Here is a 20,369-nt window from a genome sequence, read left to right on the forward strand (position 1 = left end):
CATGCTGAGCTTGCAGGCGGCCACCGTACGGTTCGGGAAGCGGGCCGCGCTCGACGCCGTCGACCTGGAGGTCGCCGACCACCGGATCGTCTGCGTCCTCGGGCCCAGCGGCAGCGGGAAGTCCACCCTGCTGCGCGCCGTCGCCGGGCTTCAGCCCATGGACGGCGGACGGGTGCTGCTGGCCGGGCAGGACCAGGCGGGCGTCCCGGTGCACCGGCGCGGCCTCGGCCTGATGTTCCAGGACCACCAGCTCTTCCCGCACCGGGACGTCGGCGCCAACGTCGCCTTCGGGCTGCGCATGCACGGCACCGGGCGTGCCGAGTCCGAGCGCCGGGTCCGGGAGCTGCTGGAGATGGTGGGCCTGCCGGGAGCCGAACGCCGCGCGGTCGCCGCGCTCTCCGGCGGCGAGCAGCAGCGTGTCGCCCTGGCCCGGGCGCTGGCCCCGCGCCCCAGGCTCCTGATGCTGGACGAGCCGCTCGGCCAGCTCGACCGCAGCCTGCGCGAACGGCTCGTCGTCGAACTGCGCACCTTGTTCAGGGAGCTGGGTACGACGGTGCTCGCCGTCACCCATGACCAGGGCGAGGCGTTCGCGCTCGCCGACCGGGTCGTCGTGATGCGGGACGGCAGGATCGCCCAGGAGGGCAGCCCGCTGGAGGTCTGGCAGCGTCCCGCCTCCGCGTTCGTCGCCCGCTTCCTCGGCTTCGACAACGTCACCGCGGCCACGGTCACCGGACAGGCCGCCGCCACCGTCTGGGGCAAGGTCCCGGTGCCCGAGGGTTCCCCGCAGGGCGAGGCCGATCTGCTGGTCCGCCCCGCCGGGGTCCTGATCGGCGCCCCCGATGAGGGCCTGCGCTGCACGGTCGGCGTCCGTACCTTCCGCGGCAACCATGTGACCGTGCGCCTGACGCCCGAGAACGCGCCGGTGCTGGAGGCCGAATGCGCCCTGCGCGACACCCCGGACGAGGGTGCGGTCGTGGGCGTCCGCTTCGACGCGGCGGAGACGGTGGTGCTGGCGGATTCCGGGCAGCCGTCAGGGGCGTGAGGGGCGGCCGTCAGGAGCCGCAGGTCCCCGCCACCACCAGCCCCAGCTCGTACGCCAGGATCACCGCCTGCGCCCGGTCCCGCAGCCCCATCTTCGCGAACAGCCGGTTGATGTGGGTCTTCACCGTGTGATCGGTGATGGTCAGCCGGTCCGCGATGTCCGCGTTGGACAGGCCCTGGGCGATCAGGACGAGTACCTCGGCCTCGCGCGCGGTCAGCCCCTCGACGGAGCGCGGCGGGCGAGCGCCGGCCCGCTGCCGGGTGAACTCGGAGATGAGCCGCCCGGTGATCTCGGGGGCCAGCAGGGCGTGCCCGTCGGCCACCACCCGGACCGCGTGGAGCAGTTCGGGAAAGGTCGCGTCCTTCAGGAGGAAGCCGCTGGCCCCGGCGGTGAGCGCGTCGTACACGTACTCGTCCAGGCCGAAGGTCGTGAGCATCAGCGCCCTCGTCGCCCCGCCGGACGCGGCGACGATCTCCCGGGCCGCGTCGATGCCGCCGAGCCGGGGCATCCGGATGTCCAGCAGCGCCACGTCGGGCCGCAGTGCGGCGGCGGCGCGGATCGCCTGCTCGCCGTCCTCCGCCTCCCCGACCACCTCGATGTCGTCCTGGGTGTCCAGCAGGCTGGAGAACGCCGTCCGTACGACCGCCTGGTCGTCGGCCACCAGTACCCGGATCACCACGGAAGTTCCGCCTCCACCAGAAAGCCACCGGCCGCACCTCGGCCGGTGGTGAGTCTGCCACCGAGCAGGGTGGCCCGTTCGGCCATCCCCACCAGGCCGTGTCCCGCGCGGTCGGGGGTGTCGCCGGACGCGCCGGGCCCCGGCCCGTCGTCGGATGCTCGGACCGTCAACAGGCCCGGCCGGTAGTTCAGTTCCACGACCGTGCGGGCGCCCGGGGCGTGCCGCCGGGCGTTGGTCAGGGCCTCCTGGACGATCCGGTACGCCGACAGCTCCCAGGACGCGGGCAGGGGGACGCGTTCGCCGGTGACGCGCAGTTCGGCCGTACCGCCCGCCGCCCGGTGCTGGTCGAGCAGATCGTCGAGACCGGCCAGCGACGGCTGCGGGGCGGTGAGCGGGACCGGTTCGGCGCCCTCGCCCGTCCGCAGCACCCCGAGCAGCCGCCGCAGCTCCGCCATCGAGGAGCGTGCCGTGCCCGCGATCTCCTGGAAGGCGTCCCGTGCCGGGGGCGAGAGATCGGGTGTCGTGTACGTGGCGCTCTCGGCCCGCACCGCGATCACCGAGACCGAGTGCGCGATCATGTCATGCAACTCCCTTGCTATCGCAGCCCGTTCCGCCTCGGCCGCCTGCCGCCGCTCCATCGCCAGCAGCCGGGACTGGGCGGCGGCCCGCGTGTGCCGGCTCTCCTCGCGCGCCCGCACCGCGTCCCCCGTGCTCACCGCACCGAGGATCATCACCGTCAGCACCAGTGTCTCGGCGTAGAGGCCGAGGCTGAAGCGGTCGGTGCCCTGGAGCGCGGGCAGCCCGGGGGAGCCGTCCCGCGCCCACCGGTCGATGTGCACCAGGTTGACGGTCAGCGCCGTCAGCGAACCGGCCAGCACGAGGACCGCCGGATGCTGCACCCGGTGCCGCCCCAGGGTGTAGCAGCCGATCAGGGCCCCGGCGATGGTCGCGTACGCCATGTTGCCGTCGGTGGCGAAGCTGAGCAGGGCCGCACCCACGGTCAGGAACCCCACGGCGGGCCACGCCGCCCGCAGCGCGAGCGAGGCCGTGCAGGCCAGCACCCCGAACGCCGTGACCGCCGAACCCGGCACGACGGCCAGCTCCACGACCGCGAAGAGCGTCAGCGCCGCCCCGGTCAGCCAGGCGTACGAGGGTGCCGCCGCCCAGCGCCGCAGCCGTTGCCGTACGCCGTCGGCCGGCGGCGGAGCGGTCGCCGTGGCGGCGGTGGCGGCGGCCGGGCGGTCCGGCGTGATGGTGCGCGTCATACGGCGATTCTTCGTCACCGCCGGGGGCGGACGCATCGGAGCACGGGTGGAGTTCGGTGTGCCGTGTCATGCCACGGGTTGATCCGGAGGACCGGAGGGTGGTGTGACGATCGGTGAGCGGCCCGTTCCTAGCCTCGGATCCATGGCCACCATCGCGTCCTTCACCCCTTCTGACCAGCACCGAAAGCGTCCACCGCTGCCCGGCGGCACCGCCTGGTGGGTGTTCTGCGCGGCCACTGCCTCGGCGCTCGCCGTCTTCTCCTCGCTCGGCCCGCACCGCGTCTGGGGAACCGCCGCCGCACTCGGCTACACGGCCGCCGCGCTGCTCGCCGTACGCGGGCGGAGCCCCCGTACGGCCGGTGCGGTCGCCGTCACCGGGGCGGTGCTGCTGCCCCTGCTGGTATTGCTCGCCGTGGACCGGGCGCAGTTGGAGGTGCGGGTGGTGGCACGCTCGGCCGGGCTGCTGCTCACCGACGGGACGCCGTACCTCCGACATCCCCTGGTGCCCGCGGACTTCAACCCGTACCTCCCGGGCATGGCGGTCTTCGGGCTGCCGGAGGCCGTCGCCGGACCAGGGCCGCTCACCGACCCCCGGCTGTGGATGGGAACGGCGTTCCTGGGGGCGCTCGCGCTCGCCCTCCCGGCGGGTTCCCGGCGCGAGCCGCTGCGCTGGATCGCCGCCTGCCCGCTGGTGGCCCTGCCGCTCGCGGTCGGGGGCGTCGATCTGCCCGTGGCCGGACTGATGTGCCTCGGGCTCGCGTTGGCCGGGCGGGGGAGAGCGGACGCGGCCGGACTGGCGCTCGGTCTGGCCGCCGCCCTCAAGTGGACGGCCTGGCCCGCGATTCCGGTGGCCCTCGCACTGCTGGCCGCGGCCTCCCGGGGCGAGGGCCGCCCGGGAAACCGCACCGCCCCGCGCTGCGGGCTCGTCGCCCTCCTCACCACGGCCGCACTGGTCCTGCCCGTCGCCCTGCGCGACCCGGGTGCCTTCCGCGCCCATGTCGTCGACTTCCCGCTCGGGATGACCGACGCGGTCTCCTCCGCCGCCAGCCCGCTCCCCGGCCACCTGATCGCCGCCCATGTCCCCGGCGGCAGGACCCTGGCGCTGCTCCTGCTCGGGGCGAGCGCTCTCCTCCTGGCCCTCTCCCTGCTCGTCCGGCCCCCGGAGACGGCGACAGCCGCGGCGGGGAGGCTCGCGCTCGGGCTGCTCCTGGCCATCGCGTTCATGCCCGCGACCCGGTTCGGCTACCTGGTGCACCCGCTGGTCCTCGCGGCGTGGGCGGCCGCCCGGCACGCACCCGTCCACCCCCTTCTCGTACGGGTACAGAAGCAGGCCTCCCGATGACGCGTCGCCGCACCCTCGTGGTCACCAACGACTTCCCGCCGCGCCAGGGCGGTATCGAGACCTTCGTCCACGCCATGACCAGCCGGTTCCCCGCGGACTCCGTCGTCGTGTACACCTCCGCCGAACCGGGGGCGGCCGCCCACGACGCCGGTCTGCCGTACCCCGTGATCCGCGACCCCGCCCGGATGCTGCTGCCGACCCCGCGCGTCACCGCCCGCGCCGCGGACCTCGCCCGCCGCCACGGCTGCGACAGTGTCTGGTTCGGGGCCGCCGCACCGCTAGGGCTGATGGCGGACCGGCTGCGGCGGGAGGCCGGGGTGCGGCGGGCCGTCGCCACGACGCACGGGCACGAGGTGTGGTGGGCCCGCACTCCCGGTGCCCGGGCGCTGCTCGGGCGGATCGGCGAGCGGACCGACGCGGTGACCTACCTCGGCGCGGCCACCCGCGCGCCCATCGCCGCCGCGCTCGGCCCGGCCGCCGCCCGCCGCATGGTGCGCCTGGCGCCCGGGGTGGACGCGGCGGCGTTCCGGGTACGGCCCGGGGCGCGGGAGGCCCCGGGGGCTCCGGCCCGCGGGGTCCGGCAACGGTACGGGCTCGGCTCGCGGCCGGTGATCCTGTGTGCGGCGCGGCTCGTCCCGCGCAAGGGCCAGGACACCCTGATCCGTGCCCTGCCCGCCGTGCGGCGCGCGGTGCCCGGTGCCGTACTCCTGCTGACCGGGGACGGGCCGTACGCCCGCACCCTGCGCCGGCTCGCGGCGGACACCGGGGTCGCGGACGCGGTGGTCCTGGCGGGCGGGCAGCCCCACACGGCCATGCCCGGGCACTACGCGGCCGCCGACGTCTTCGCCATGCCGTGCCGCACCCGCAGGCGCGGCCTGGAGGTGGAGGGGCTCGGCATCGTCTTCCTGGAGGCCGCCGCCGCCGGGCTGCCGGTCCTCGTCGGCGACTCCGGCGGCGCGCCCGACACCGTACGGGACGGGGAGACCGGTCATGTGGTCGACGGGCGGGACGTGGCCGCCGTCGCGGACCGGCTCGTCGCGCTGCTGCTCGACCGGGCGGCGGCCACGGAGATGGGGGAGAAGGGCCGGGCCTGGGTGCGCGAGGCGTGGGGGTGGGAGAGCGCGTACGACACCCTCGCGGGGCTGCTGCGGCCCTGACCCTCCGCAGTGTCGTCCGCTCTCGGCCGTACGCCGCGACAGCGCGCCCCCGGCCCGGCAAGCTGGAGGTCCGGACCCCGTACGCCGCACGCCGTACGGCACCGACGTCGACAAGGACCGTGACCATGACCGGCGCCACCCGCGAGGGCATCGACCTCACCCGCGTCCTGCACGCCCCGCAGCAGCGGGTCTTCGCGGCCTGGACGTCACCGGAGGACTTCGCCGCCTGGTACGGGGGAGAGGCGGAGGTCCCCCTGGACCGGGTGGCGATGGACGTGCGGCCCGGTGGCTCGTGGAGCCTGGTCATCGTGATGCCGGGCGTCGAGATGCCGTTCCGCGGGGTCTACCGCGAGGTCAGCGAGCCCGACGGACTGGTCTTCACACTGAAGGACGGCTCAGCCCCCGAGGACTCCGAGGGCGAGGTCGTGACGGTCACCTTCAGCGACCTCGGCGGCGGCCGGACCGAGCTGGCCTTCCAGCAGCGCGGCGGCCACCTCACCCCCGAGCAGTACGCGGCAGCCGAGGACGGCTGGGAGGCCTTCTTCGACGCCCTCGCCGACCGCCTCGCCACCCACCCCTGAGCCCGTCGGCCCCAAGGGCGCTCACTTCGCCAGCGGAAGCGCCGCCAGCTGGGCGATCACCCAGGTCAGCGGGGCGAACAGCGCCAGCAGAGCCCCCGCCCGCAGGGCCGTCGCCGACCGCAGCGTCGAGGCCGGGGCGCCCATCCTCAGCAGCGCCTGCGCGGTGTGCGCGCGGGCGTGCTTGGCCTCCAGGGCGGTCGTCAGCAGCGTCGCCGTCGTACAGCCGAGGACCAGCACCGCGCCGAGTGCCGTGAGCGGGCCGTAGGGGCGTTCGTCGCCCCCGTACAGCGCGGCCGCGGCGATCGCCGCGGCCAGCACCGCGCAGACGACTCCGAGCGGGCGGCCGATCCGGCGCGCCTCGTCCATCAGGACCCGCCCCGCCAGCAGCCGCACGGCACCGGGGCGCACCGCTTGGAGCGCCTTGCCGCACAGATGGGTCAGCCCCGGTCCGGCCATGGCCAGGCCGATCGCGGTGAGCGTCCACCCGATGAGCACCGCCACCGGGGTGGCGTCGAAACGGCCGGGCAGCGGGAACGGGTTTCCCGCCGCCTCCCGTGACGCGTACGCCTCGACCGCGAGCCCGGCGGCCGTCAGCGCCACGCCCCAGGGCAGCCCGGTCGGGGCGGGCGCGGGAGCGGGCAGTTCCTCGGAACCGAAGGTGTCCCGCGCCGGGTCGGGCCGGGACCGCAGCGCCAGCGCGCTCGCCGTCGCCGAGGCGAGCGGTACGAGGGCCAGCAGCATCAGCGCGGCGGCCGGCGGCAGCGGGGTGCCCGCCCCGAGGAACTCCGCAGCACCGCCGTCGAACGGCATCCCGGTCAGATCGCCGCGCAGATGCAGGAAGAACAGCAGGGCCGCCATCGAGCCCAGCGTGGTGGAGACGGCGGTGGAGACCGCTGCCAGCACCGAGAGCCGCACCGGTCCGAGGCCCACCGAGGAGAGGCCCGGCCGGGGCCGGGTGCTCGGGTCCGTACGGGCCACCGCCACGGCGAACTGCACGGTCGCGGCCAGCGGGACGAAGCACCACAGCAGCCGCAGCACCGAACCGGAGGACGCGGGGTGGGCCGAGGCGTATCCGAGGGCGGCCAGGAGGAGGAAGCCGACGCCCGCCGACGCGGCGGCGACCAGCAGCCGCCGGACCAGGACGAGGGGGTGGGAACCGCGGGCTAGACGGAGAGCGAGCACGCCGCGCGGCCCTCCGCTTCCGGTTCCGCGGGCAGGGAGACGGTGGCCACGCGGCGGCCGTCCAGCAGCGGGACGTTCCGGTCGGCGAGGGCGGCGACCTCGGCGTCATGGGTGGCCAGGATGACGGTGATGCCGTGCGAGCGGGCCGCGGTGGTCAGGGTGCGCAGGACCTGGGTGCGGTCGGCGCGGTGCAGCGTCGCGGTCGGCTCGTCGGCGAAGATCACGGTCGGTGAGGCGCACAGGGCACGGGCCACCGAGATCCGCTGGCGCTGTGCCTGGAGCAGGGCGTGCGGCCGCTCCCTGGCGAAGGCGGCGATGTCGAGGCGCTCCAGCCACTCGGTGGCGGCCTTCCTCGCACCGCGGTGCGAGGTTCCGCGCAGCAGCAGCGGCAGGGCGGTGTTCTCCCAGACGGTCAGCTCCGGGACCAGTTCCGGATCGGCGGCGATCCAGCCGAAGCGTTCCCGCCGCAGCCGCTCGCGGACCCGTGGAGTCATGGTGTGGACGGGGACGCTGTTGAACCAGACCTCGCCCTGGTCGGGCACGAGCCGGCCCGACAGGCAGTGCAGCAGGGTGGTCTTCCCGCTGCCGCGCGGGCCGGTCACGGCCAGGATCTCGGCGTCCCGGACACCGATGGAGACACCGCCCAGACCGGGCGAGCCGTTGTGGGAGTGGTGCAGGGAACGCGCCCAGATCACGTCGTTGTCCGGCGGGGCCACCATGGCGTACACCTCGGTTCAGGTCGGATTTCCTGTTCCCCCGTACGGGGGAACGAAGACGCGGCCGATCGGTCACTCGGCACCGTAGATAGTCGGACCGGCGTGGGCGCACAGCACGCGGCCCGGATACGCCCCTTCTCACTCGAACGGGCGTATCCGGGCCGATGAACCGTATGAAATGACCCCTGGATGATGATCATCCAGGGGTCATGGCAGGGGTCAGAGCTTCGTCCAGGCCTCCGTCAGCACGGCCCGCAGGATGCCCTCGATCTCGTCGAACGTCGACTGGTCGGAGATCAGCGGCGGGGCGAGCTGGACGACCGGGTCGCCGCGGTCGTCGGCCCGGCAGTACAGCCCGTTCTCGTACAGCGCCTTGGAGAGGAAGCCGTACAGGACGCGCTCGGTCTCCTCGTCGGTGAACGTCTCCTTGGTGGCCTTGTCCTTCACCAGCTCGATGCCGTAGAAGTACCCGTTGCCGCGGACGTCGCCGACGATCGGCAGGTCGTGCAGCTTCTGGAGCGTCGTCAGGAAGGCGTTCTCGTTGTCGAGGACGTGCTGGTTGAGGTTCTCGCGCTCGAAGATGTCGAGGTTGGCGAGGCCCACCGCGGCGGAGACCGGGTGACCGCCGAAGGTGTAGCCGTGCAGGAAGGTGTTGCCGCCCTGGTAGAACGGCTCCGCGATCCTGTCCGAGACGATGCAGGCGCCGATCGGGGAGTAGCCCGAGGTCATGCCCTTCGCGCAGGTGATCATGTCCGGTACGTAGCCGAACTTGTCGCAGGCGAAGATCGTGCCGAGGCGGCCGAAGGCGCAGATGACCTCGTCGGACACGAGCAGCACGTCGTACCGGTCGCAGATCTCGCGGACCCGCTGGAAGTAGCCGGGCGGCGGGGGGAAACAGCCACCGGCGTTCTGCACGGGCTCCAGGAAGACGGCCGCGACGGTCTCCGGGCCCTCGAAGAGGATCTCCTGCTCGATCTGGTCGGCGGCCCAGCGGCCGAAGGCCTCGGGGTCGTCGCCGAAGAGCGGGGCGCGGTAGATGTTGGTGTTCGGCACCTTGTGCGCGCCGGGGACCAGCGGCTCGAAGGGGGCCTTCAGGGCCGGGAGACCGGTGATGGACAGGGCGCCCTGCGGGGTGCCGTGGTAGGCGACGGCGCGCGAGATGACCTTGTACTTGGTCGGCTGGCCCTTGAGCTTGAAGTACTGCTTGGCCAGCTTCCAGGCCGTCTCGACGGCCTCGCCGCCACCGGTGGTGAAGAAGACCTTGTTGAGGTCGCCCGGGGCGTAGTCGGCGAGGCGCTCGGCCAGCTCGACCGCCTTGGGGTGGGCGTAGGACCACACCGGGAAGAAGCCCAGCTCCTGGCCCTGCTTGTACGCCGTCTCGGCGAGCTCGTGACGACCGTGACCGGCGTTGACCACGAACAGGCCGGAGAGACCGTCCAGGTAGCGCTTGCCCTTGTCGTCGAAGATGTACGTTCCCTCGCCACGCACGATGGTGGGAACGGGCGCGTTCTCGTAGTCCGACATGCGGGTGAAGTGCATCCACAGGTGGTCGTACGCGGTTCGGCTGAGGTCCTTGCTCACGGCTATCGGGTTCCCCACATATAGGTCTGCTTCTTGAGCTTGAGGTAAACAAAGCTCTCGGTGGAGCGCACGCCGGGAAGGGTCCGGATGCGTTTGTTGATCGTCTCCAGCAGGTGGTCGTCGTCCTCGCAGACGATCTCCACCATCAGGTCGAAGGAGCCCGCGGTCATGACCACGTACTCGCATTCGGCCATGGCCGACAGGGCCTCGGCCACCGGGTCGAGGTCGCCCTCGATATTGATGCCGACCATCGCCTGCCGCCGGAGTCCCACGGTGAGCGGGTCCGTGACGGCGACGATCTGCATCACGCCTTGGTCGAGCAGCTTCTGGACGCGCTGGCGCACAGCCGCTTCGGAGAGGCCGACGGCCTTGCCGATCGCGGCGTACGGACGGCGTCCGTCCTCCTGGAGCTGCTCGATGATTGCGAGGGAGACGGCATCGACCGCTGGCGGTGATCCGTTCCCGTTCCTGGAGTCTGCGCTGCGACTGGCCACAGACCCACTGTGCACCGCTCCTCGTCCGTCTCGCAACCCCAGATCGATGAAATTCGTTGTTCAGGTGCTCAGATCTCACTGAATCCGAAGTTTGGGGTGGGCGGGTATGTCGAAAGCGTCGCCGAAGCGATTAGGGTGGACGTCTCACCCATCGGACAGCCGACAGGAGGGGTGGTTGTGACCACCGAGGTGCGCCGTCTGCGCAACTACATCAACGGAGAGTTCCGGGACGCCGCGGACGGGCGGACCATCGATGTGGTCAGCCCGGTGACGGAAGAGGTCTACGCGACCTCGCCGCTCTCCGGCCAGGCCGATGTCGATGCCGCCATGGAAGCCGCCGCGGCCGCGTTCCCGGCCTGGCGCGACACGACGCCCGCCGAGCGTCAGAAGGCGCTGCTGAAGATCGCGGACGCCTTCGAGGAGCGGGCCGAGGACCTGATCGCCGCCGAGTCGGAGAACACCGGCAAGCCGCTGGGCCTCACACGCAGCGAAGAGATCCCGCCGATGGTGGACCAGATCCGCTTCTTCGCGGGTGCCGCCCGGCTCCTTGAGGGCCGCTCGGCCGGCGAGTACATGGAGGGCCTGACCTCCATCATCCGCCGCGAGCCGGTCGGTGTCTGCGCCCAGGTCGCGCCGTGGAACTACCCGATGATGATGGCCGTGTGGAAGTTCGCCCCGGCCCTCGCCGCGGGCAACACGGTCGTCATCAAGCCGTCTGACACCACCCCGGCGTCGACGGTCCTGATGGCCGAGATCATCGGGCAGATCCTCCCCAAGGGCGTCTTCAACGTCCTGTGCGGCGACCGGGACACCGGCCGCGCCATGGTCGAGCACCCGACCCCGGCGATGGCCTCCATCACCGGTTCCGTACGGGCGGGCATGCAGGTCGCCGAGTCCGCGGCCAAGGACGTCAAGCGGGTCCACCTGGAGCTCGGCGGCAAGGCGCCCGTCGTGGTCTTCGAGGACACCGACATCGCGGGCGCCGTCGCGGGCATCTCCGAGGCGGGCTTCTTCAACGCGGGCCAGGACTGTACGGCCGCCACCCGCGTGCTGGTCCACGAGTCCATCCACGACGAGTTCGTCACGGCGCTCGCCAAGGCCGCCGCCGACACGAAGACCGGGCAGCCGGACGACGAGGACGTGGCGTACGGCCCGCTCAACAACGCCAACCAGCTGAAGCAGGTCAGCGGCTTCATCGAGCGGCTCCCCGCCCACGCCAAGGTCGAGGCGGGCGGCCACCGGGTCGGCGACAAGGGCTACTTCTACGCCCCGACCGTCGTCTCCGGCCTCAAGCAGGACGACGAGATCATCCAGAACGAGGTCTTCGGCCCCGTCATCACCGTCCAGTCCTTCACCGACGAGAAGCAGGCCGTCGAGTACGCCAACGGCGTCGAGTACGCGCTCGCCTCCTCCGTGTGGACCAAGGACCACGCCCGCGCCATGCGGCTGTCCAAGAACCTCGACTTCGGCTGCGTGTGGATCAACACCCACATCCCGCTGGTCGCCGAGATGCCGCACGGCGGGTTCAAGAAGTCCGGCTACGGCAAGGACCTCTCCGCGTACGGCTTCGAGGACTACACGCGCATCAAGCACGTGATGACGTCCATCGAGGGCTGACCGACCTCTCCGGCTGTACGAGGACGGCCCCGGGCTCCCCGCCCGGGGCCGTTCCCGTGCGCGCGGCGCCCCGCCCTGTACAGGGTGTGCGGAACAGGCCCGCCCCGCTGGACGGTTGGTCCATTGCCCGCCCCGCCGCCCGACCGGCATCCTGCGCGGGTGCGAGCGATCAGGAACAACCCCATGTCCCGTCGTTCCCTGCTGCGCGCCCTCGGGGCGTCGGCGGCCGGGACCGCCCTGGCCGGCTGCGGGGTCCCCGCCGCCTTCGTCGAGCCGGGCGACCGGGCCGGGCACGACAGCTCGGAGACCGACCCCACCCTGCACTTCGCCAACTGGCCGCTCTACATCGACACCGACGACGAGGACGAGTCGAAGAGGCCCACCCTGGACGCCTTCACGGAGCGGACCGGGATCTCCGTCGCGTACACCGAGGAGATCAACGACAACGACGAGTTCTTCGGGAAGATCAGCCCCGCGCTGATGAACCGCCAGCAGACCGGCCGGGACCTCATCGTCATCAGCGACTGGATGGCCGCCCGCTTCGTCCGGCTCGGCTGGGTCCAGGAGATGGACCGGGCGAGGCAGCCCAACGTCGCCAAGTACCTCGACCCGCAGCTGCGGACCCCCGCCTTCGACGAGGGGCGCCGCCACAGCGTCCCCTGGCAGTCCGGGATCACCGGCATCGCCTACAACCGCAGGAAGCTCGGCCGTGAGATCCGGTCCACCGGCGACCTGTGGGCGGACGACCTGCGCGGCCGGGTCACCCTGCTCTCCGGGCTCGACGAGTCGTTCGCGCTGCTGATGCAGGGCAACGGCGTCGACATCACCCGGTGGACCGCCGACGACTTCCACGAGATCTGCGAGCAGACGCGGAAGCGGGTCCGCTCCCAGCACATCCGCCGCTTCACCGGTAACGACTACATCAAGGACCTCGCCACCGGCGACGTGCTCGCCTGCCAGGCGTACTCCGGCGACGTCATCCAGCTCCAGGCCGACAACCCGGACATCGAGTTCGTCGTCCCCGAGGAAGGCGCCGAACTGTGGGCGGAGTCCCTGATGATCCCCAACCTCGCCCGCCACAAGCGCAACGCGGAGCGGCTGGTGGACCACTACTACGACCCCGAGGTCGCCGCCGAACTGGCCACCTGGGTCAACTACGTCTGCCCCGTCCCCGCCGCCCGCGACGTCCTGGCCTCGGCCAAGGACGAGGAGACCGCCGCACTCGCCGAGGACCCGCTGATCTTCCCCGACGACGCGATGCGGAAGCGGCTCGCCATCGCGCGCGACATCACCTCCGAGGAACGGATGGACTTCGCCAGGAAGTGGAACACCATCGTCGGCTTGTGAAGCCCTAGCAGGGGTGCCGTAAAGAGGCGGTAAATGCGGGCGTACGCTGCGGATATGAGCGAGCGACACGCCCTCACGCGGCGTATACGCAGGTGGTTGGTGTTCTTCATGGTGTGCCTGGTGCTGAGCGGGCTCACGGCCTTCCCGCTCGTCACCGAACTCCGCTGGGCCGAGGACCTGCTGAGCGCCTCGGCCTCCCCGGTCCCCGAGCACCTTCCCGGCCTGATGGAGTGGATCACCCGGGTCCGCGAAGGGCTCGACACCGTCGACCGCGACCAGCCCTTCATGCTGTACGGCACCGACTGGCTGGCCTTCGCCCACCTGGTCATCGCGGTCGCCTTCTACGGCCCCTACCGCGACCCGGTCCGCAACATCTGGGTCATCGAGTTCGGCATGATCGCCTGCGCCGGGATCATCCCGCTCGCCCTGATCTGCGGCCCGATCCGCGGCATCCCGTTCTGGTGGAGCGTGATCGACATGTCCTTCGGGGTCTTCGGCGTCATCCCGCTGCTGATCGTCCGCCGCATGATCAAGCGCCTCGAAGGGCTGGAGCAGGCGGCCCCCGAACCCCTTCCGGCGGCCGCCTGAGTCAGGGCTTCCGGGCCACCCCGAACCGGGCGACCTCCGGCCCCCGCGGGTTCGTACGCCGGCGGGAGCAGGAGGCAGCCCGGTGCCGGGGGCCGGGAACCGGTCCACGCCCGAGGAACCGCGCGTCGTGCCCGATGCCGGAACGCATCCGGGCGGGGGCTTCCCGCGGGCGGCGGTCCATCACGTCCGCTCCTCGGTACAGGGGCCCGGCGGCGGGCGGTACGGGGCCCTCCGCCACGCCGGACCGGTTCAAGAGCCGCCGCGCCCGGGCGAGACGGCCAGCAGGCCGTGCAGGGCGTCGATCCGGTTGGTGGTGATCGAGTCGACGCCCCGCTCGATCAGCCGGCGCATGGTGCGCTTCGTGTCGGCCGTCCAGGCGGAGACCAGCAGCCCGTCCCGGTGCGCCCGGTCCGTCAGCTCCCGGCTCACCAGGCCGAACCGGTAGTTCAGCCAGCGCGGCTTCACCGCGGCCAGCAGCTCCGGGCGCGGCGGGGCCAACGTCGTCCAGGTCAGGGCGATCTCGGCGGAGGGGTCGGCGGCCCGCACTCGCAGCATCGCGTCCGCGCTCGCGCAGTAGTAGGCCCGCTCGCCCGCCCCGCACTCCCGGACCGTTCCGACGACCTTCTTCACCGAGGCGTCCGTGGAGCCGGGCAGGTCCACCATCACCCGGTGCGCCCCGACGGCGAGCAGCGCCTCGCGGAGCGTGGGCACCCCGCCGCCGGTCAGCTCCTTCAACTCCGTGTGGTCCAGCCGGTCCAGGCGCAGGTCATGGCCCCACAGCCGCTCCAGCGTCGCGTCGTGCAGCAGGACGGGCACGCCGTCACGGGTGACCCGCACATCGATCTCGACCGCGTCCGCCCCCCGGTCGAGGGCGGAGCGGATCGAGGGCAGGGTGTTCTCGCGGGCGCGGTACGGGTCGCCGCGGTGCGCGACGGCGGTGACGCGGGAGACGGTGTCGGCCATGGGTCCATTGTGACGACCGGGGTCAGCGGCCGGGGGCCCGGAGCCAGTTCGCCGTGTACGTGTCGATCTCCTCGGCCAGCTTCCGCTTGCCCGCCGGGTCGAGGAACGAGGCCTCCACGGCGTTCTTCGCGAGGTCCGCGATCCCGCGCTCGTCGAGCTCCAGCAGCCGGGCGGCCACCGCGTACTCGTTGTTGAGGTCGGTGCCGAACATCGGCGGGTCGTCGCTGTTGACGGTGACCAGGACGCCCGCCTGCACCATCTCCCGGATGGGGTGGAGTTCGATGTCGGTGACCGCGCGGGTGGCGATGTTCGACGTCGGGCAGACCTCCAGCGCGATGCGGTGCTCGGCGAGGTGCTCCAGCAGCTCGGGGTCCTGTACGGAGCTGGTGCCGTGCCCGATGCGCTCGGCGCGCAGCGCGGTCAACGCGTCCCAGACAGTCCCCGGCCCGGTGGTCTCCCCGGCGTGCGGGACCGAGTGCAGGCCCTCGGCGATGGCCCGGTCGAAGTAGGGCTTGAACTGGGGGCGGTCCACCCCGATCTCCGGGCCGCCGAGCCCGAAGGAGACGAGCCCGTCCGGCCGCCGCTCCACCGCGAGCCGCGTGGTCTCCTCGGCCGCCTGGAGCCCGGCCTCGCCCGGGATGTCGAAGCACCAGCGGAGCACGACGCCCAGCTCGGCCTCGGCCGCCTTGCGGGCGTCCTCCAGGGCCTCCATGAAGCCGACCTCGGGGATGCCCCGGCGGGTCGAGCTGAAGGGGGTCACGGTCAGCTCCGCGTACCGGATGTTCTGCCGGGCCATGTCCCGTGCCACCTCGAAGGTGAGCAACCGGACGTCCTCGGGGGTGCGGATCAGGTCGACCACCGAGAGGTACACCTCGATGAAGTGCGCGAAGTCGGTGAAGGTGAAGTAGTCGGCCAGCGCCTCCGGGTCCGTGGGGACCTTGGAGTCCGGGTGGTGGGAGGCCAGCTCGGCGACGATGCGGGGCGAGGCCGAACCGACGTGGTGGACGTGCAGTTCGGCCTTGGGCAGCCCGGCGATGAAGGGGTGCGGATCGGTCATCGGAAATCTCCCGGTTCGTCGTGACGTCGGCCGGGCGCACCGGCTGCACCGATCATCGTAGGCGGGGTCCGGGACCGGAGAGCCGGGCCGTAGCATGCAGGGACCACGATGGGGGAGGCCCATGTCAGACAACACAGAGCAGCCCGCGGGCGGGGCCGCACCGCGCGATCCGTGGGCGCCGCCGGACAGCAGGGTGGAGCTGAACAAGCAGGGCCCGAACACTCCGCCGCCCGCGGTCCACGACCAGCAGACGGTGACGTCGATGCCGAGCGCCGGACCGGCCGCCGGGGAGAGCACCGGGCCGATACCGACGCCCGGCGGCTTCGGCCCGGCGCCCTCCGTACCGCCACCGCCGATCGGGCCGAACGGCCCCGGCCCCGGTCCCGGTCCAGGCCATGCGACGCCGCCCACGGCCGGGCACTACGGCTACCCGGCGCCGCCCGCGCAGCCCTACGGCGGCTATCCGGGCCACGGGGCCTACGGCGCCGGTCCGGCCGGCTGGGCACCCGCGCCCTCGAACGGGCTCGGTACGGCCGCCATGGTGCTCGGCATCGTCTCGGTGGTCGGCTTCTGCCTCTACGGCATCAACATCATCCTCGGCATCCTCGCCCTGATCTTCGGCATCATCGGCCTCGGCCGGGCCAAGCGCGGCGAGGCCACCAACCGGGGTATGGCGATCGCGGGGATCATCCTCGGCTCCATCGGCATGGTCCTGGGCTCCGTGATCCTCGGGGTCATCATCTGGGCCGGTGTGAACGCCGAGTCCGACGACGGCTCCGACGAGGACACCTACGACGACCCGTTCGCCACGTCGCTGGTCGTCGAGGGCCGCAGCTGAGGCCCTGCGCGGTAACCGCAGCCCGGGGCGCGGAAGATCCTCTTCCCGCGCCCCGGGCGGCCTCGCGCTCCCGGGCGTCGGCCCAGGACCTCCGGGCGCCGGCCCGTAGCTCTCGGCCGTCGGCCTGGAACTCTGACGGTTGTCCCGTTAGTTCTCGGGCGCCGGCTCGGGACCCGCGGGCGTCGCGCCGGGGCCCTCGGGCGCCGGCCCGAACCCCCGGGCATCGCCCCGACCCCTTCGCCGTCAGCCCACAACCCCCGCGCGCAGCGCCGCCCGCGCCTCCATCAGTGCGAAGCCCAGCAGATTCAGCCCCCGCCACTGCTGCGGCCGCTCCACCCGCTCGTCGTCCGCGGCCAGCCCGACGCCCCAGATCCGGTCCAGCGGGGACGCCTCCACCAGCACCCGGTCGCCCGTGCCGAGGAGATAGCCGCCCAGCTCCGGGTCCTGCCCGAACTTGTGGGTGCTGCCCGCCACCACCAGGGCGAACCGCTCCCGTATCCACACGTCCTCGTCGAAGCCGCGCACCAGCCGCCCCGCCTTCTTGGCCGCCGCCGGGCTCTTCGCGGACACCGCCGCCCGCTCCGCCTCGGCGTCGCCGAAGATCCGCGCCTTCCCGGCCATCATCCAGTGCTCGGCGCTCGCGTACGTCACCCCGTCCACGGTGAACGGCGACGGCCACCACTGACTGAGGCAACTGGCCCCCAGCCGCCCGTCCGGGCGCGGCCGGTGGCCCCAGAACGGCAGATACTTCACCCGCTTGCCCCGCGCCACGTCCGCCAGAAGCTCATCGATCGGTCCCATGGCATGTGAGTGTGGCATCCGCCACTGACACTCCGTACGGGGATTTCCGTACCGACACGACACATGGTCGACAGATTCCGTCGCGTAACCAAAAGGCAACAACGGAATCACTTGTTGGGCTTGGGCCCCTCTGTCAGGATCGGCACTCAATTCACGAAGAAGCTACGCCGACCCCGCCCAGCGGGCACAGCGGCGGAGGAGAGCGTCATGAGCAAGGGCTTCGAAGTTCAGGACCGCTTCGCGGAAGGTGCGCAGTACATCGGCGGCAAGCTGCTCCCCGGCACGTCCGGCCGCCACCACGAGGTGGTGAACCCCGCGACCGGCGAGAGCGTGCTCCGCTACGAGCTCGCGGGCACCGAGGACGTGGACGCGGCGGTCGCCGCCGCCCGGGCCGCCTTCCCCGGCTGGTCGGGCGCGACCCCCGGCGAACGCTCCGAGGCGATGCACCGGTTCGCCGCCGTACTCGCCGAGCAGGCCGACGACTTCGCGTACGCCGAGTCCCTCCAGTGCGGCAAGCCGGTCAAACTCTCCACCGAGTTCGACGTTCCCGGCACCGTCGACAACGCCGCCTTCTTCGCCGGGGCCGCCCGCCACCTGGAGGGCAAGGCCGCGGCCGAGTACGACGGCGACCACACCTCGTACGTACGGCGTGAGGCCATCGGGGTCGTCGGCTCCATCGCCCCCTGGAACTACCCCCTCCAGATGGCCGCCTGGAAGGTCCTCCCGGCCGTCGCCGCGGGCAACACCATCGTCCTCAAGCCCGCCGAACTCACCCCGCTGACCTCGCTGATGTTCGCCCAGGCGGCCACCGAGGCGGGCATCCCCGACGGCGTCATCAACATCGTCACGGGTACGGGCAAGGACGCGGGCGAGCACCTCGTCGGCCACCCCGACGTCGTGATGACCTCCTTCACCGGCTCCACCGCCGTCGGCAAGCGGGTCGCGGAGATCGCCACCGCCACCGTCAAGCGCCTCCATCTGGAGCTCGGCGGCAAGGCCCCCTTCGTGGTCTTCGACGACGCCGACCTGGAGGCCGCCGTCCACGGCGCGGTCGCCGGCTCGCTCATCAACACCGGCCAGGACTGCACGGCCGCCACCCGCGCCTACGTCCAGCGCCCGCTCTACGACGCCTTCGTCCGGGACGTCGCCGCCCTCATGGAGACCGTCCGGCTCGGCGACCCCTTCGACGCGTCGACGGACCTCGGCCCCCTCATCAGCCACGCCCAGCGCGACCGCGTCGCCGCCTTCGTCGAGCGGGCCCGCGGCTACGCCCGGGTCGTCACCGGCGGCGAGGCTCCCGGCGGCGACCTCGCCGAAGGCGCGTACTACCGGCCGACCCTCATCGCGGACGCCGCCCAGGACAGCGAGGTCGTCCAGTCGGAGATCTTCGGCCCGGTCCTGGTCGTCCTGCCCTTCGACACCGACGACGAGGGCATCGCGCTCGCCAACGACACCCCCTACGGACTGGCCGCCTCCGCCTGGACCCGCGACCTGTACCGCGCGAACCGCGCCACCCGCGAGATCCAGGCGGGCTGTGTGTGGGTGAACGACCACATCCCGATCCTCTCCGAGATGCCGCACGGCGGATACAAGGCCAGCGGCTTCGGCAAGGACATGTCGGCGTACTCCTTCGAGGAGTACACGCAGGTCAAGCACGTCATGTACGACAACACCGCGGTCGCCCGCAAGGACTGGCACCGCACGATCTTCGGGGACCGATAGCAGCTGCCGCACCAGCAGGGCCGAGCGGCCCTGGCGGCCTTCCACCCGAAAGGGCAAACGCGTATGGAGAGTTACGAGCCCGAGCGCCTCTCGTCCGCCCAGCTGGCGGCCATGAGGCGTTCCCTCACCAACGGCAGGGGCGCCCTCACCCGCCGTTCCCTGCTGCGCGCCTCCGGCATGGGCGCCCTCGCGCTGGGCGGCATAGCCACCCTCGGCGCGTGCGGCATCCCGCCCGCCGGACGCGCCGAGGGCGCCGCGGCCGCCGACGACCATTCGGCGAAGGAGAAGGTGCTGAACTTCTCCAACTGGACCGAGTACATGGACGTCGGCGAGGACGAGAAGAGCCGCCCCACCCTCGCGGCGTTCACCGAGCGGACCGGGATCAGGGTCAAGTACACCGAGGACATCAACGACAACGTCGAGTTCTTCGGGAAGATCAAGCCGCAGCTGGCGGCCGGGCAGGACACCGGGCGCGACCTCATCTGCGTCACCGACTGGCTCGCCGCCCGCATCATCCGGCTCGGCTGGGCCCAGAAGCTCGACCCGTCGAACCTCCCGCACGCCTTCGCCAACGTCTCCGCCCAGTTCCGCAGCCCCGACTGGGACCCCGGCCGGGCCTACTCCTACCCCTGGACCGGCATCCCGACGGTGATCGCGTACAACGCGAAGGCGACCGGCGGCCGCAAGGTCGACTCCGTCACCCAGCTGCTCGACGACCCGAAGCTCAAGGGCCGCGTCTCCTTCCTCTCCGAGATGCGCGACACCATCGGCATGACCCTCCTCGACCAGGGCAAGGACCCGGGGAAGTTCACCGACGCCGACTTCGACGGCGCGATCGGCCGCCTCCAGAAGGCCGTCGACAAGCGGCAGATCCGCCGCTTCACCGGCAACGACTACACCGCCGACCTCAGCAAGGGCGACATCGCCGCCTGCATCGGCTGGGCCGGGGACATCATCCAGCTCCAGGCCGACAACCCGGACATCAAGTTCGCCATCCCGGCCGCCGGATACATCACCTCCAGCGACAGCCTCCTGGTCCCCGCCCAGGCCCGGCACAAGACCAACGCCGAGAAGCTCATCGACTACTACTACGAGCCGCCGGTCGCCGCCCAGCTCGCCGCGTACATCAACTACGTCTGCCCGGTCGACGGCGTACGCGAGGAACTGGCGAAGATCGACGAGTCGATGGCCTCCAACACCCTGATCCTCCCCGACAAGGAGATGGCGGCGAAGTCCCGCTCCTTCCGCTCCCTGAGCACGGAGGAAGAGACGGCGTACGAAGAGAAGTTCGCCAAACTCATCGGCGTCTGACCAGGCACCTCACCGGTGGCCCAGGCACCTCACCGGTAACCCGACCCGGTCACCCCTTCCCCGTACCCCCCCGAACACACTGGGAC

General features: G+C 72.2%; 19 protein-coding genes. 10 read left to right on the top strand and 9 right to left on the bottom strand.

The annotated features are described in order from the left end of the window. Position 1 precedes the first annotated feature (1 nt). The gene (locus tag RI138_RS25390) at positions 2-1,042 is read left to right on the top strand and encodes an ABC transporter ATP-binding protein (RefSeq protein WP_311121746.1); all 1,041 of its coding nucleotides are present in this window, start codon (positions 2-4) and stop codon (positions 1,040-1,042) included. Between the two features lie 10 nt (positions 1,043-1,052). Here the strand turns inward: RI138_RS25390 and RI138_RS25395 are convergent, their stop codons facing one another. After that, entirely contained in the window at positions 1,053-1,721 is a 669-nt protein-coding gene (locus tag RI138_RS25395) for a response regulator transcription factor (RefSeq protein WP_311121747.1), read from the bottom strand. Continuing rightward, on the bottom strand, positions 1,715-2,986 hold the full coding sequence (locus tag RI138_RS25400; RefSeq protein ID WP_311121748.1) for a sensor histidine kinase: 1,272 nt from the start codon (positions 2,984-2,986) through the stop codon (positions 1,715-1,717). The genes RI138_RS25395 and RI138_RS25400 overlap by 7 nt, the downstream gene beginning before the upstream one ends. 142 nt (positions 2,987-3,128) lie before the next feature. On the opposite strand from RI138_RS25400, the gene RI138_RS25405 reads away from it, so the two are divergent. The 3 genes from RI138_RS25405 to RI138_RS25415 all read left to right on the top strand — a co-directional run bounded on the left by RI138_RS25405 (position 3,129) and on the right by RI138_RS25415 (position 6,066). Next, positions 3,129-4,328 (top strand): hypothetical protein, encoded by a 1,200-nt coding sequence (locus tag RI138_RS25405; protein ID WP_311121749.1) that lies wholly within the window; start codon positions 3,129-3,131, stop codon positions 4,326-4,328. After that, positions 4,325-5,485 carry a glycosyltransferase family 4 protein gene (locus RI138_RS25410; protein WP_311121750.1) on the top strand — a complete coding sequence of 387 codons (1,161 nt, stop codon included), beginning with the start codon at positions 4,325-4,327 and terminating at the stop codon, positions 5,483-5,485. The genes RI138_RS25405 and RI138_RS25410 overlap by 4 nt, the downstream gene beginning before the upstream one ends. A gap of 125 nt (positions 5,486-5,610) precedes the next feature. Further along, positions 5,611-6,066, top strand: coding sequence for an SRPBCC family protein (locus RI138_RS25415; RefSeq protein ID WP_311121751.1), 456 nt, complete (start codon positions 5,611-5,613; stop codon positions 6,064-6,066). 21 nt (positions 6,067-6,087) lie between these two features. On the opposite strand, the gene RI138_RS25420 is transcribed toward RI138_RS25415, so the two are convergent. The 4 genes from RI138_RS25420 to RI138_RS25435 all read right to left on the bottom strand — a co-directional run bounded on the left by RI138_RS25420 (position 6,088) and on the right by RI138_RS25435 (position 10,054). Continuing rightward, positions 6,088-7,248, bottom strand: coding sequence for a hypothetical protein (locus RI138_RS25420; protein WP_311121752.1), 1,161 nt, complete (start codon positions 7,246-7,248; stop codon positions 6,088-6,090). Further along, positions 7,230-7,967: an ABC transporter ATP-binding protein gene (locus RI138_RS25425; RefSeq protein ID WP_311121753.1), complete on the bottom strand. Its 738-nt coding sequence runs from the start codon at positions 7,965-7,967 to the stop codon at positions 7,230-7,232. The genes RI138_RS25420 and RI138_RS25425 overlap by 19 nt, the downstream gene beginning before the upstream one ends. 216 nt (positions 7,968-8,183) lie before the next feature. Further along, a complete protein-coding gene (locus RI138_RS25430; RefSeq protein ID WP_096626417.1) occupies positions 8,184-9,563 on the bottom strand; it encodes an aspartate aminotransferase family protein in 1,380 nt (459 codons plus the stop codon). Next, complete coding sequence (locus RI138_RS25435) at positions 9,548-10,054, bottom strand: Lrp/AsnC family transcriptional regulator (protein ID WP_311121754.1); 507 nt, start codon at positions 10,052-10,054, stop codon at positions 9,548-9,550. The genes RI138_RS25430 and RI138_RS25435 overlap by 16 nt, the downstream gene beginning before the upstream one ends. Before the next feature lie 162 nt (positions 10,055-10,216). Here RI138_RS25435 and RI138_RS25440 point away from each other — a divergent pair, with 162 nt between their 5' ends. The 3 genes from RI138_RS25440 to RI138_RS25450 all read left to right on the top strand — a co-directional run bounded on the left by RI138_RS25440 (position 10,217) and on the right by RI138_RS25450 (position 13,591). Next, positions 10,217-11,656 (top strand): gamma-aminobutyraldehyde dehydrogenase, encoded by a 1,440-nt coding sequence (locus RI138_RS25440; protein ID WP_311121755.1) that lies wholly within the window; start codon positions 10,217-10,219, stop codon positions 11,654-11,656. Positions 11,657-11,839: 183 nt separating this feature from the next. Then, on the top strand, positions 11,840-13,003 hold the full coding sequence (locus RI138_RS25445) for an ABC transporter substrate-binding protein (protein ID WP_311121756.1): 1,164 nt from the start codon (positions 11,840-11,842) through the stop codon (positions 13,001-13,003). Between the two features lie 54 nt (positions 13,004-13,057). Next, entirely contained in the window at positions 13,058-13,591 is a 534-nt protein-coding gene (locus RI138_RS25450; RefSeq protein WP_311121757.1) for a hypothetical protein, read from the top strand. A gap of 249 nt (positions 13,592-13,840) precedes the next feature. Here RI138_RS25450 and RI138_RS25455 read toward each other — a convergent pair whose 3' ends face one another. Together RI138_RS25455 and RI138_RS25460 are read right to left on the bottom strand one after the other, a co-directional pair. Beyond that, positions 13,841-14,554, bottom strand: coding sequence for a glycerophosphodiester phosphodiesterase (locus tag RI138_RS25455; RefSeq protein WP_311121758.1), 714 nt, complete (start codon positions 14,552-14,554; stop codon positions 13,841-13,843). 22 nt (positions 14,555-14,576) lie between these two features. Continuing rightward, complete coding sequence (locus tag RI138_RS25460) at positions 14,577-15,611, bottom strand: adenosine deaminase (RefSeq protein ID WP_311121759.1); 1,035 nt, start codon at positions 15,609-15,611, stop codon at positions 14,577-14,579. 121 nt (positions 15,612-15,732) lie between these two features. On the opposite strand from RI138_RS25460, the gene RI138_RS25465 reads away from it, so the two are divergent. Next, complete coding sequence (locus RI138_RS25465; RefSeq protein WP_311121760.1) at positions 15,733-16,449, top strand: DUF4190 domain-containing protein; 717 nt, start codon at positions 15,733-15,735, stop codon at positions 16,447-16,449. Between the two features lie 243 nt (positions 16,450-16,692). Here the strand turns inward: RI138_RS25465 and RI138_RS25470 are convergent, their stop codons facing one another. Beyond that, positions 16,693-17,250: an NADAR family protein gene (locus RI138_RS25470; RefSeq protein WP_311121761.1), complete on the bottom strand. Its 558-nt coding sequence runs from the start codon at positions 17,248-17,250 to the stop codon at positions 16,693-16,695. Between the two features lie 207 nt (positions 17,251-17,457). Between RI138_RS25470 and RI138_RS25475 the strand changes: the two genes are divergently transcribed. Continuing rightward, a complete protein-coding gene (locus RI138_RS25475; protein ID WP_311121762.1) occupies positions 17,458-18,972 on the top strand; it encodes a gamma-aminobutyraldehyde dehydrogenase in 1,515 nt (504 codons plus the stop codon). A gap of 63 nt (positions 18,973-19,035) precedes the next feature. After that, entirely contained in the window at positions 19,036-20,283 is a 1,248-nt protein-coding gene (locus RI138_RS25480) for an ABC transporter substrate-binding protein (RefSeq protein WP_096626436.1), read from the top strand. The last annotated feature ends 86 nt before the right edge of the window (positions 20,284-20,369 follow it).

The sequence above is a fragment of the Streptomyces durocortorensis genome (assembly GCF_031760065.1).
Classification (GTDB): Bacteria; Actinomycetota; Actinomycetes; order Streptomycetales; family Streptomycetaceae; genus Streptomyces.

Bases quoted from the DNA above. Each gene is read 5' to 3' on its own strand.
- RI138_RS25390 (WP_311121746.1), top strand. From the start codon at position 2: ATGCTGAGCTTGCAGGCGGCCACCGTACGGTTCGGGAAGCGGGCCGCG.
- RI138_RS25400 (WP_311121748.1), bottom strand. From the start codon at position 2,986: ATGACGCGCACCATCACGCCGGACCGCCCGGCCGCCGCCACCGCCGCC.
- RI138_RS25405 (WP_311121749.1), top strand. From the start codon at position 3,129: ATGGCCACCATCGCGTCCTTCACCCCTTCTGACCAGCACCGAAAGCGT.
- RI138_RS25410 (WP_311121750.1), top strand. From the start codon at position 4,325: ATGACGCGTCGCCGCACCCTCGTGGTCACCAACGACTTCCCGCCGCGC.
- RI138_RS25415 (WP_311121751.1), top strand. From the start codon at position 5,611: ATGACCGGCGCCACCCGCGAGGGCATCGACCTCACCCGCGTCCTGCAC.
- RI138_RS25425 (WP_311121753.1), bottom strand. From the start codon at position 7,967: ATGGTGGCCCCGCCGGACAACGACGTGATCTGGGCGCGTTCCCTGCAC.
- RI138_RS25445 (WP_311121756.1), top strand. From the start codon at position 11,840: ATGTCCCGTCGTTCCCTGCTGCGCGCCCTCGGGGCGTCGGCGGCCGGG.
- RI138_RS25450 (WP_311121757.1), top strand. From the start codon at position 13,058: ATGAGCGAGCGACACGCCCTCACGCGGCGTATACGCAGGTGGTTGGTG.
- RI138_RS25455 (WP_311121758.1), bottom strand. From the start codon at position 14,554: ATGGCCGACACCGTCTCCCGCGTCACCGCCGTCGCGCACCGCGGCGAC.
- RI138_RS25460 (WP_311121759.1), bottom strand. From the start codon at position 15,611: ATGACCGATCCGCACCCCTTCATCGCCGGGCTGCCCAAGGCCGAACTG.
- RI138_RS25465 (WP_311121760.1), top strand. From the start codon at position 15,733: ATGTCAGACAACACAGAGCAGCCCGCGGGCGGGGCCGCACCGCGCGAT.
- RI138_RS25470 (WP_311121761.1), bottom strand. From the start codon at position 17,250: ATGGGACCGATCGATGAGCTTCTGGCGGACGTGGCGCGGGGCAAGCGG.
- RI138_RS25475 (WP_311121762.1), top strand. From the start codon at position 17,458: ATGAGCAAGGGCTTCGAAGTTCAGGACCGCTTCGCGGAAGGTGCGCAG.
- RI138_RS25480 (WP_096626436.1), top strand. From the start codon at position 19,036: ATGGAGAGTTACGAGCCCGAGCGCCTCTCGTCCGCCCAGCTGGCGGCC.